General features: G+C 64.7%; 11 protein-coding genes. 5 read left to right on the top strand and 6 right to left on the bottom strand.

The features are described from left to right. Nucleotides 1-44 precede the first annotated feature (44 nt). Both GGC64_RS25025 and GGC64_RS25030 read left to right on the top strand, forming a co-directional pair. A complete protein-coding gene (locus tag GGC64_RS25025; protein ID WP_192725297.1) occupies nt 45-296 on the top strand; it encodes a hypothetical protein in 252 nt (83 codons plus the stop codon). Nucleotides 297-394: 98 nt separating this feature from the next. After that, nucleotides 395-1,348 (top strand): nitronate monooxygenase family protein, encoded by a 954-nt coding sequence (locus GGC64_RS25030; RefSeq protein ID WP_192725298.1) that lies wholly within the window; start codon nt 395-397, stop codon nt 1,346-1,348. A gap of 19 nt (nt 1,349-1,367) precedes the next feature. Here the strand turns inward: GGC64_RS25030 and GGC64_RS25035 are convergent, their stop codons facing one another. Next, the gene (locus GGC64_RS25035) at nt 1,368-2,888 is read right to left on the bottom strand and encodes an adenylate/guanylate cyclase domain-containing protein (protein WP_192725299.1); all 1,521 of its coding nucleotides are present in this window, start codon (nt 2,886-2,888) and stop codon (nt 1,368-1,370) included. Nucleotides 2,889-2,928: 40 nt separating this feature from the next. Next, nucleotides 2,929-5,604 carry an AAA family ATPase gene (locus tag GGC64_RS25040; protein WP_370582313.1) on the bottom strand — a complete coding sequence of 892 codons (2,676 nt, stop codon included), beginning with the start codon at nt 5,602-5,604 and terminating at the stop codon, nt 2,929-2,931. A gap of 117 nt (nt 5,605-5,721) precedes the next feature. Here GGC64_RS25040 and GGC64_RS25045 point away from each other — a divergent pair, with 117 nt between their 5' ends. Beyond that, nucleotides 5,722-6,504: an alpha/beta hydrolase gene (locus GGC64_RS25045; protein ID WP_192725300.1), complete on the top strand. Its 783-nt coding sequence runs from the start codon at nt 5,722-5,724 to the stop codon at nt 6,502-6,504. Between the two features lie 19 nt (nt 6,505-6,523). Here GGC64_RS25045 and GGC64_RS25050 read toward each other — a convergent pair whose 3' ends face one another. Next, nucleotides 6,524-6,727, bottom strand: coding sequence for a DUF3072 domain-containing protein (locus GGC64_RS25050; protein WP_192725301.1), 204 nt, complete (start codon nt 6,725-6,727; stop codon nt 6,524-6,526). A 186-nt stretch (nt 6,728-6,913) separates the two neighbouring features. Between GGC64_RS25050 and GGC64_RS25055 the strand changes: the two genes are divergently transcribed. Continuing rightward, on the top strand, nt 6,914-7,246 hold the full coding sequence (locus tag GGC64_RS25055) for a hypothetical protein (protein ID WP_192725302.1): 333 nt from the start codon (nt 6,914-6,916) through the stop codon (nt 7,244-7,246). 117 nt (nt 7,247-7,363) lie between these two features. Then, nucleotides 7,364-8,779 (top strand): sigma-70 family RNA polymerase sigma factor, encoded by a 1,416-nt coding sequence (locus GGC64_RS34805; RefSeq protein ID WP_225952458.1) that lies wholly within the window; start codon nt 7,364-7,366, stop codon nt 8,777-8,779. Nucleotides 8,780-8,784: 5 nt separating this feature from the next. On the opposite strand, the gene GGC64_RS25065 is transcribed toward GGC64_RS34805, so the two are convergent. Genes GGC64_RS25065 through GGC64_RS25075 form a run of 3 tightly spaced genes read right to left on the bottom strand, consistent with a single transcriptional unit; the run spans nt 8,785 to nt 11,661 of the window. Next, nucleotides 8,785-9,402, bottom strand: a complete 618-nt coding sequence (locus GGC64_RS25065; protein WP_192725303.1) for a heme-binding protein — start codon at nt 9,400-9,402, stop codon at nt 8,785-8,787. Next, complete coding sequence (locus GGC64_RS25070; RefSeq protein ID WP_192725304.1) at nt 9,362-10,891, bottom strand: MFS transporter; 1,530 nt, start codon at nt 10,889-10,891, stop codon at nt 9,362-9,364. The genes GGC64_RS25065 and GGC64_RS25070 overlap by 41 nt, the downstream gene beginning before the upstream one ends. Continuing rightward, nucleotides 10,888-11,661: a hypothetical protein gene (locus GGC64_RS25075; protein ID WP_225952459.1), complete on the bottom strand. Its 774-nt coding sequence runs from the start codon at nt 11,659-11,661 to the stop codon at nt 10,888-10,890. The genes GGC64_RS25070 and GGC64_RS25075 overlap by 4 nt, the downstream gene beginning before the upstream one ends. Nucleotides 11,662-11,781 lie beyond the last annotated feature (120 nt).

Genomic DNA, 11,781 nt, shown 5'->3' on the forward strand with positions numbered 1-11,781 from the left:
GGCCGCGAAGTTTCGGCATGATGGCCGCCGGGCATATGAGGCGCATGGACAAGCTCGACCGACTTCGGCGTGCACAACGGCGGATCGTCAAAGTTCAGCGGCGCGTGTGGCTTGCGCAGGCGCTGATCTGGCCCACAGTCATTGCCGCTGTTTCCGCGGCCGGGGCTCTGCTCTACCTGCTGTGGCGGCGCCGGTCGCCTGATGGACGGCACGTGCTGCCGCAGACGCCGGGGGATCACGAGACGGGCACGCTGCGCGTTGAGGCCGACGGCCGGCTTTCGGCGGCTGAGGCATGAGGCCACTGGGGGTTGCCTAGCCGGAGCGCGACGACATCGGTTCGGCGGCCATCCCGGCTGTCACAAAAAGCACACCTCAGAGGCCTAGGCTGTTGTCAATGGCCGCAGCTTTTGATCTGCGTCGTTTGAATGTGCCGGTCGTTCAGGCCGGCATGGGTACCGTCGCGGGCCACGAGCTCGCGGCAGCAGTTTCGGAGGCAGGCGGTCTCGGAACGATCGCTGGCGCCCGCGCGGACATTGCAAAGGAAATTGCGGCCGCGCGCAGGCTCACCGGACGGCCGATCGCAGTGAACCTACTGCTGCCCTTCCTGCGGCCCGGTGACCTCGAGGCCGCCGCTGGCGCCGACGTCATTGTGACTTTTTGGGGTGTTCCTCGCAGGCTGGCCGCCACGACGTGGATCCATCAGTGCGGGTCCGTCGACGAGGCCAAGGCGGCCGCCGCCGCGGGCGCGGACGCCGTGATCGCACAAGGCGTCGAAGCCGGTGGCCATGTCCGCGGGACCGTTCCGGCGCTCGAGCTACTCGAACAGATACGGGCCGCGGTGACGATACCTGTTCTGATGGCAGGCGGAATCGTAGATGCCGACGGTGTCGGAGAAACGCTCGACGCCGGTGCCGTTGCCGCGGTAGTCGGTACTCGTTTCCTGTTGAGCGAAGAGTGTCACGCGCATGCGGAGTACAAGAAGCGGTGCATCGAAGCCAACGAAACGGTGCTGACCGAACTCTTCGGACTGGGCTGGCCCGACGCGCCGCACCGGGTGATCCCCAACGCCGCGACCCGCCGCTGGTTGGGGCGCGACAAACGAGGTCCGCGTTGGATTCGAACCGCGAATCGAGTCGCGACGCGGATGGCCAACGTTGTGCCGGAATCAGCCCAAAACCGTGCTGTCAGAGCGCAATTGCCCGGCCTTTCTTTTTTGATGGCGCAGCCGCCGACCGATGACGGTCCCGCCGCCCTTGTCGAGAACCGTCCGCTGTATGCCGGGACGAACGTCGGCCGCATTACCGATATCCGCCCGGCCGCGGAACTCGTCAGCCTGCTGACTCCGTGACGCCACGCGATGGAGTCTCCTACCCCAAGGCGTGGCTGTTTGGGTTGAGCCCGAACACCGGTACAGCCGCTGACTTCCCTTTCAAGGCATGCGACCCCCGATTGATGAGTCCTGACGGAGCGGAATCCAAAGCTGCGACGGTCTGCTCCGTCAGGAGTATCGCATCGCCCGTTGTCTTGGTGAGCTGCTCGACACGCGCGGCGACATTCGTGGTGTCACCAATCAGAGTGAACTCGAGGTGATTTCCCCCGCCGATGGTTCCCGCGATCACCACACCGGTATTGATACCGATACCTATCCGGAGTTCCCCACCGAACCGCTCGGCGACCAGACGCTGAATCAGCACAGCGGCGTTCACCGCTGCATCAGCATGATTCACAAGGTCATTGGGTGCACCGAAGACTGCCAGCGCGCCGTCACCGAGGAACTTGTTCACATGTCCACCCGCGTCGACGACCGCGGGCACCACGATCTCGAACAACGCATTCAGCCGAGCGACGGTGTCCTCCGCCGTGTTCGCCTCGGCGAACGGAGTGAAGTCGCGCACGTCGACGAACATCACCGTCACCTCGCGACGCTCCCCGGTGAACACATCATCGCCCTGTTCGAGCAGCCGCGCTGCGAGCACCGGGTCGACGTAGGCGCCGAACGCCGCCTGAAGTCGTTGCCGCTCAACCAAACCCGCCTGCATCCGGTTGAACGACGCGGCCAGGGCACCGAGATCGTCGTCTTGAACCACCGGCAAGCGCTGGCTGTAAACGCCAGCCGCAACCCGTTTGGTGGCCTCGGCAAGGTCTTGAATGGGTCGCCAGGACGGCGAGAAGTTCAGACCGACGGTAAACGGCACGGCGTAGGCAAGCGTCATCCCACACCCGATCAGCACCCAGAGCACCGGGCCTTCACAGATTCGCTCGAAGACGGCCGCCACCATCGCACCCCCAATGGTGAACGAGAACGCGACCGCCAGCACAGACACGTTCGACCACGCCCCGAAGCTCGGGTGAGAGCGAGGCAGGGAATCACCGATTCCTGTGTCACCAACGAGGGCCACCCTTGCCGGGCGCATCATGCCTTCCACGAGGCTGTGCACACTGATCAGCCACAGGACAGCTCCGATCGCAAGGCCCAAAACCGCGTATTGGACGAGGCGCGACCCGCTTGCCCCGGCGATCTCACCGACCACTACCAACAACAAAGCGCACCAGACAGCACCAACGATGACCCACCGAACAGGCGCGCGCCGAGCGTAGGCGTAGGTGGCCTCCAGCGCTTCCTCGCGATCGACCTCGTGGCCGGCTGCCCACCGCTCCACAAAGCGGCTCCATCCCAAACCGGGAAGAAATATCAGGTACACCGCCACCAGGTCGGCTACACCAGTGATCGCCACCGCCTCGACGTAGTGACCGGACTGTTCGTAAGCGACGACGACCAGCGCCGGAAGAAGGTAGATCAGCAGCAGTAGAGGAGTGGAGATCGCATAGATCGCCCACAAATACCGCGGCCCATACCGATCCCACGCCCATTGCCATATGCGATCCATGTCGGGAGATTAGGCATCCTTCGCGCTCGGCTCATAGCGATTAGGAGACAGCGTTGAGTTCCGCCCGGACCTGGTCGATCTGGTCGTAGGCGTACGCGACCATCTCAGCGATGGTCATGGCCCTCCCCGTTTGTGCTAGCGATTCGTACTCTTCCTCACCGAGGACGTCACGCAGGTAAGTGATCGCAGCCATCGTTTCGGGATGCCATGCGGCGATAAGGGAATTGAACGCGATACCTCCGATGGTCGCCGCCACCTCGTGACGTTCGAACCGGTCGAACAGACCCGCGAGCACGGCCAGGGCGTCCCAGACTTGGATGGTGTTGCCGGAGTCATGGTGATTGCGTATCACCAGAACCAAGTACTCGAGCGCGGCTAATGCGTCACCGTGCTCTGCCTCCAGTCGCGCCAGGACCTGTTCTAGGAAGATTTCGTCAAGCCAGTTGCCGCTGTCTTGGGCGATCCTCAGACCCCGCCGCAGCACGTCGCGGGCCCGATCAGGATCGGCATTATGGAAAGTGAACCCGTAGGCAAGGTGCGCGTACGCGAGCACATACGGGTTGTGGGTGGCCTCGGCGGCCTCGATCAGCCCCGTCGCGACACTGATTGCCTCGTCGGGACAACCGGCGATCACCAATGCTTGGGCGAGGGCTCCCCGCGTGAGGGTGTGGGTGTCTCGACCGCGTGCTAGTTGAGCGCGTGCCCATTCAACCGAGCGTTCGGGTTGGCCGAGCGCCAGATACGCTGTGCCAAGCCAACCTTCGATTCCGAATGGCACCTCGGCGCGGCTATCGTTGACCACCGGCTGTCCCGCATCGATATACCGGACAGCTTCCTCGAGCCGTCCGGTCAGCCAACACTGCGCCGCCATCACATACAGGGCCGCGAGACGGGGATGCTCGACGGCGGAGGCGGTTTCGATCAACTCTTCTGCCCATGCGATCGGCTCATAGGTCAACACCCCGAAGCCGAGCATTGAGGTGAACGTCGCAATGGTGGCAGCGACGTCGAGGTCGCCCCGATCGGCCGCCCAGCGAAAGGCTGTGCGCAGATTGGCCAGTTCTGCTGAAAACCAGTCGTAGGCTTCGCGCTGCTGGGGGCCATCCCAAAGTCCCAAGATGTCAGCTTCTTTTCCTGCGAAGTGGTGGGCATGGACAGCCCGAACATCATCCGCCGCACCGGATGCCGCAAGCTGCTCCTCTGCGAACTGCCGGATGGTCTCCAACATCGAAAACCTCGTCCGCCCCGATGATCGCTTGGCCACGAGCAGCGATTTGCGCACCAAGGCATCGAGCGAATCCAGCACACGGTATTCGTCGCCATCCCCGTATCCAGCCACAGCACAAGCACTTTCAAGATCGAAGCCACCGGCGAACACCGAGCACCGATTGAGCAGCGACTTCTCAGTCTCATCAAGAAGCTCATAGGACCAGGCCACGGCATGGCGCAGCGTTTGGTGGCGTTCCAGTCCACGCCGCGACCCGACGAGCAGCCGGAAGCGGTCGTCAAGCCGGTCGCGCATTTCACTAGCGGTCATCGACGACATTCGCGACGCTGCCAGCTCGATAGCCAAGGGAATACCGTCGAGGCGTTGACAAACCTCTGTCACTGCGGCGGCTTCATCTTCATCGGTCATCGAAAACTCAGACGTGATGCCTTGCGCGCGTTCAACAAAGAGGCGCACCGCGGCCGCGTCGGTACCCGTTGCCGAGTCCAGCGAACGGACCAAACGCACTTGCTCCACGCCGATCCCAAGTACTTCTCGACTCGTGGCCACCAACCTCACTGTCTCGGACTCCGCGAGGATGGCCTCAATCAGATCGGCCGCAGCGTCTCGAACGTGCTCGCAGTTGTCGAGCACCAACAGCCGCAGCCTGCCCTCCAGCGCGGCGGCCACACTGTCCGCCAAACTCTTGCCCGGCTGTTGGGTGATGCCCAAGGCAGTGGCCACGGCGTCGGGAACCGAGGCCGGATCAGTAACCGCTGCAAGTTCGAAAAGCCAAACGCCATCGGGGAACTCGTCGGCCAATTGAGCGGCGACTTCCAATGCGAGGCGGGTCTTGCCGACGCCGCCCACCCCGGTCAGCGTCACCAGCCGATGAGACCGCACCGCGGTCTTGATCTCTGCGATGTCGCGGTCGCGCCCGATCAAGCTGGTGGTGGCTGGCCGCAAGTTTCCCGGCGTTTTTTCCAGGGCCCGCAATGGCGGGAACTCCGTGCCGAGTCCCTCGGCCAGCACTTGAAACACCCCGAGCGGTATCGGCACGTCCCGCAGCCGTCGCGGCCCAAGATCGAGAAGATCGACTCCGCTCAATAACCCTGCCGTCGAATCAGTAACCAGAATCTGGCCGCCGTGCCCTGCGGCCATCACTCTTGCGGCCCGGTTGAGAACCGTGCCGAAGTAGTCACCGTCGCGAAGCTCGGCCTCTCCGGTTGCGATACCCATTCGCACCGGCAACGAGAGGGCAAGTTGTGCGGCAATGGCTGCGTCGACCGCGGATCTGGGCGACGCAAAGGCCGCCGCCACACCGTCTCCGCTGTGGCTGAACAAAAACCCGTCGTGTGTTTCGATCGCGGTGCGCAGCACCTGGTCGTGCGCGAGTAGGGCAGCCCGCATGGAATCGGCGTCGGATTCCCACCGACGAGTGGACCCCTCCACGTCGGTGAACAGAAAGGTCACTACCCCAGAAGGCGGCACCCCCGCGGCCACTCGCACAGGATGTCACACGAAACCCTGCTCAACGCAGCTATCGCGATGGACTCGCGTAAGGCGGTAGCGCGCTGCACCGTGACCTACGATTGCGGGCGGCGAACTTGACCCGGGGGGCTGGCGATGCTCGAAGTGATTGACAAGGGATCCGCCACCGATTCACACCCGGTACCACTGCTTTTCGTTCACGGTGCGTGCATCGCGGCTTGGTGCTGGGATGAGCATTTTCTGGACTTCTTCGCCGCCAGGGGTTACCGGGCCGCAGCACTGAGCCTTCGCGGCCACGGCGCCAGCACTTTGTCCAAGCCACTGAATTCTTGCTCTGTCGCCGACTACGCAGACGACGTACGCGCCGTTGCTGCCACATTGGATGCCCCGCCAGTGCTCATCGGCCATTCCCTGGGCTGTTGGGTCGTACTGAAATACCTCACGACGCATGGCGCCGCCGCAGGAGTCCTCATGGCACCCGGCACACCGCGGGGATTACGACGATGGGCTTTCCGCTCGATTCGCCGTCACCCGTGGAAGTTTCTGCGCGCCAACACTTTTGGCAGCGCAGTCGACCTATTCAACACGCCGGCCTTGGCCCGCGAATTCTGTTTCTCCCCACACACCCCCGAGTCCGTTGTCACATCCTGTGCCGCGCGCCTGGAACTGGAGAGCTCAGGTGTCACCCGCGAGCTGATGAACCCACTTCCCGATCCCGACCTGGTGACAGCGCCGATGCTTGTACTCGGAGCGAAAGAAGACGGGTCGCGGATCGACGGTGACGCGCTCGCCGTGGCGCAGACGTACCAAGCAGACGTCGAGATCTTTCCCGACATGGGCCACGTCATGATGCTCGAACCCGGGTGGCGGGCGGTCGCGGAGAGAATCGACGGCTGGCTCCAGAACCAAGCCCTCTAGCTGACTCTCGGCGCGACGGCTACTGACCGCGGCCCGTCTCCTTTTGCAACCTGTCGATAGCCTCGGAAGCCTCCGCTTTGGTCAGGTCGTCGGGCACCTCTTGCTTGGCCTCCTGCGCGAGCGTCTGAAGATAGCTGCGCTGCGGGCCGGTCATCGGCTCATCGCCAGTCACCCAGTCCGAGGTGTCCTTTTCGGGGTTCTGCAACTGTGCATCGTTACTCATGCGCGAGGAGTATCCATCGCACGCCTGTTCGAAACCCAGCACCCTGGCCTCGCTTTGACCAGCGGTTTCCGGCCTGCAGAAAAATTTCGAAAAAACTTCTGGAAAAAAATGAGGAGACGGCTGGGCGTGGCTGCTCCTACCTGTGAACGCGGCACACGAGCCGCGACCAACCAACAGGAGAAACCAATGAACACCATCACCACCGTCCGCAACCGCATCACCGCCGCAGCCACCGTCGCCGTCGGCGCCGGCGCCATCGCGATCGGCGCGCTGGCCCTCAGCGCACCGGCCTCCGCGGTCACCAGCATCCAGCCGACCTGCGTGGAGCACCCCAACCTCTACGCCGACGGCGCCACCCTCGGTGTGTACAGCACGCAGAAGCACGGCTTCGACCGTGACCAGATCTGCAAGCTCTACGACCCCAGCTCCAAGCTGCTCGGTGTGTACACCACCACGGACTACGGCTACTACAAGATGGCCACCCCGGTCACCCCGCCGCCAGTCCTGTCTGCCCGCTGATACGCCGACTGAGCCGGCCGGACGTCGTCCGGTCGGCCTCAAGTCGTTGCATGATCTTGTACAACCAGCAAAGATGACCTGCACGGGTCCGGCTTCCGGATCGCAGGGGGAGACATCATGACGGCTTCCACGTCCGTCCCGCCGTCGGAGTACGACGACGCCGACCTCGCTCGCGCAGCGGCAACAGGCGACCGCACCGCCCTGGGCGCGATATACGACCGCTACGCCGACCGACTACATGACTTCTGTGTGGGCATGCTGCGTGATCGTGAAGCAGCGGCGGACTGCGTCCAAGACGTGTTCGTCACCGCCGCAACGAAACTCGCTCAACTTCGGGAGGCCGACCGGCTTCGACCTTGGTTGTATGCGATCGCCCGCTCGGAGTGCCTCGCAAAAATCCGGGACCGCAAACGCGAACAACCGACCGAGGACATACCCGAAATGCACAGCCTCGATGAAAGCCCCGACACCATCGTCGCCCGCGCGGACCTCGTCGAGCTCATCCGCGACGTCAGCTGCGGACTCAGCGACCGCGACCGCGTCGTACTGGAACTCTCTTACCGACAAGGATTGACCGGGCCAGAGCTCGCCGACGCCCTGGGCGTCACCGGCAGAAACGCCTACAACCTTGTCGAGAGGCTCCGCGACACCGTAGGACGTTCCCTTGGCGCGCTGCTCATGTGCCGACGCGCGAAGGGCAACCCCGCAGCGTGCCCCGAATTGGCCGACATGCTCGCCGACTGGGATGGCGAGTTCACGGTGCTGACCCGCAAACGCGTCGCCCGCCACATCGACGACTGCGTCACGTGCGAGGGCCAGCGCGGCAAGATGGTCAACCCGGCCGCGCTGCTGGCCACGACACCGGTCGTTGCCCCAGCACCCGCATGGCTGCGTGAGCGCACGCTCGACCAAGCCATTCAGGCACTTCCTCCGACCACTCCCACTATCGGCCAGTCATGGTGGCCACCAAGTGATTTCGATTTCAAAGACGTCGCCGAGTCGCCGGCTGACAAACCACGAGCCGGCGGTCGCCGCGGGCGGGCCAGTCTTGGTGCGGTCCTGCTGCTGCTCGCCGCGGGCGGCGCGATTCTGCTCGCCGCACCGCCGCGCGACGTCGCCCCTGTCGATATGCCCACCAGTGATGTGTCGGATAGTTCGACGCTCACCACGGGATCGCCGACGACGGGCATTGCCAGTCGAACCGCGCCGAGCACCCCCATGCCGCTACCGCCGGCCGTCACGTCGAGGACGATCGATCCGACGTCGACGCCCGCCGGGGCTCCGCGCATTCAAAGCGACCCGACCACCACTCGCCCGCAGCCACCCGAGAGTCCGCCCGAAACCTCAACCAAAGTGACCAAACCCAGCGTCACTCACACCACGCCGCCGAAACCCTCACGCGTGGTGACCCAGCCATCCAACACTGCGCCGACGAACACTGCGACGAAGGTGAAGCCTTCGGTGCCAAAGGTTCAGCCGCCTGCCAAGTCGCCGACCGGCGGCGGTACCGGTGGCTCCGGACAAATCGGGTGACCGGCTTATTCAGCGGACTCCAGGATCGGCACCACGATCTCGTTCCGACGGCGAAACGGCAGGGTCCACGGCGGGTCGTATAACCACGTCGCCGGCTGCCCCGCCGCCTCGAAGCCATAGGCCTGCAGTTCCTCCCGCAATTCGGCGGTGCGCTCAGCGACCGCGGCCGCGCTCGCAACGCCGTTGAACCGCAGCGCCGCAACCGATTCCGCGGGCACAGGCACCAGCCGGACCCGATCGTCGTCGGGCACCGGCAGCGACTCCATCGTGAAGTCCGCAGGCATATAGAACCGGATAACCCAGCCCGATGACGACGACGTACTGCTCACCGGTGCCGTCATCGCGATCTGTTGACCGACCGGAGCCGTCATGTCGATGTGAATACGGTCCCGGTTGCGTCCGAAGATGTAGCCGGCCAGCCGGCGGAAGCCTTCACTGCGCGCCGATACCTCGTCACCGCCCACGACCGTTTCTGCGGCGATCCGCGGACCGTACCGGCGGATCTGCACCTGCTTGGTCAACTGCTCTGAGCTGTGCGCCGGCTCCTCGACGGTACGGATGCCCACTACTGACACCGCCGACTCAGCGGCCTGAACAAGCGGTTTCGTCAATCTGTCTATCATCATTGATCCTTTCCGATCTGGCAGGCGTGCGCCACGCGACCCACGCCGCAGCGCCACCCGCCGCTATCGCAAGCACAAAGGCGGCGCTGTGGGTGGCGGTCAGAAACGCCTCGAGAGCCGCCTCCTGAATCCGTACACCGTTGGCTCCCAAGGCGTCCGCAATCTGCAGCGCCCCGCCTGGTGATTCGGTAACCGTCGCCCGCAGCGGCTCCGGAAGCAACGGCAGCCGCGATGTGACGACGTGCGTGTAGCGCTCCGCAAGCACCGAACCGGCGACGGCGATACCGATCGCGGCGCCGATCTCGCGAGCCGCGTCATTGACCGCGGATCCCAGCCCCTGCCGCTCGTCTCGCACCGCGCCCATGATCGCCGCGGTAGCCGACGCCGTGCACAACCCGATGCCCGACCCGATGATCAACACCGTCACCGCCAACCGCACGTATGGTGAATTTGCTTGCAGCAGAGTCATACTCGCGAACCCCACCGCAATCAGGCCGAGGCCGGCGGCCAGTACCGACTGCAGGCCCAGGCGTGGCGCAAAGCGGAACGACAGCGCCGATAGTGCCACCACCGGCAGCGCGAACGGGGCAAACGCCAGCGCCGCCGTGAGCGCCGAATATCCCAACGTCAATTGGGCGTACTGCATCGCCAGGTAGAAGAACGCGAACGTCGACGCGAACAGCGCTATCACCGTGGCCACCGCGGCCGAGAATCGTGCATCGGCGAATAATGCGATGTCCAGCAATGGCATTGGACGCCTTCGCTCGACGATGACGAACAGCCAACCCAATCCGAGGCCGGCCGCCAACCCTGCGATTGTCAGCGGATGATCCCAGCCGCGGTGCGGGGCGTCGAGAAGCGCCATCACCACCACCGCGATCGCAGCGGCGATCAGCGCAGAACCCGGCCAGTCGACCGGCGGCGCGTCGGGGTCACGCGACCGCGGCACCGAGCGCGCCATCACCGCGACCACGGCCGCCGCCACCCCGAGCGCCCAGCAGATGACACGCCAGTCCGAAAACTGCAGCAGCACAGCCGAACCCACCATGCCGACCACTCCTGCGCACCCCGCGACGCCGGCCCACAGGCCGACGACCTTGGCGCGCTGGTGGCGCGGCAAGGCCTGCCCCATCAGCGCCAGCGTCGCAGGCATCACGAACGCCGCGCCCGCGCCGGCCACTACGCGCCACGCCACGATCGCCGCCGGACTGTCGACATACGCCGGAGCCACGGATGCGAGAGCGAAAACGGTGAGGCCGCCAAGCAGCGCGGCGCGCCGGCCGTAGCGGTCGCCGATCGCACCGGCAGGCAACAGCAGGCACGCCAGCGCTACCGTGTAGCCGTCCACGATCCACGTCAGCTGTGTCTGGGTGGCCGAGGTGGCGCGGGCGATGTCACCGAGTGCGGTGTTGAACGCCACCATCGAGCCGACCACAAGGGCCACGCCGGCGCAACCGGCCAGCAGCGTGGCCGCGGACTCGCGTCTCATTTCTTGTCGGCGGCAGCGTGTTTCGATGTGCGCTTGGGTGTGGTCGGCTTGCTGTCAGTAGTGGAGCTGTCGGTGTCCGCCGTCTCCTTGGCGGTCGACTGGGGAGTCACCTTGTTGCCGGTCGTCGTCGTGGTCGGCGACTTGGCGTAGTGCAGGCCGATGTTGAATGCTCCGATGGTGTAGTCACCGGTGTTGAAGAAGCCGATGTTCCCGGTGCCAGTGTTTCCGATGCCGACGTTGAGCTTGCCGGAGTTGGCGACGCCGAAGTTGCGCACTCGGTCGTTCAGCGCGCCGACGTTGAAGTCGCCGCGGTTGCGGATGCCGATGTTGAAGTCACCCTCGTTGGCCAAGCCGATGTTGAAGTCGCCGGTGTTGCGGACGCCGATGTTGAAGTTGCCCACATTGGATGCCCCCGTGTTGGCGACGCCCTGATTCGACAGCCCGGTGTTGAAGACGCCGGTGTTGTTCGCACCGAGGTTGGGCGAGCCCGTCAGCAGACTCAGTTGAATGCCCGTATCCGCGGGCGCTGCGGCGACCGGCTGCGGGGCGGCGACCTTGTAATCCGTCACCGGCGCCGCCGCAGGCACTGCGGCAACGACCGCCGGTGCGGTGGCGGCGGCCGGTGCGACGGCCGCTTGCAGCGGCTGTTGGGCGTGCGGTGCTGCCGGCCCGGCTGCAATGACGGCTGCTCCCGCGACCGATAAGCCGGCCAGTAGGTAGGTGCGCGCACTGACGCGGGCGGACAAGGTGTGGCTTTTGGGCATGTTCATCTGCAGATTCCTCCTGGTGTGCGGTGGTGACGGTGTGTACCCCGCCAGAAGTGATTCGATGCACAATCGATGCGGGATGGGTAGAAGAATTTTCTCTTTCGTGAAAATGGGGGCCGGATA

It is taken from the genome of Mycobacterium sp. OAS707 (genome assembly GCF_014873705.1).
Lineage (GTDB): Bacteria > Actinomycetota > Actinomycetes > Mycobacteriales > Mycobacteriaceae > Mycobacterium.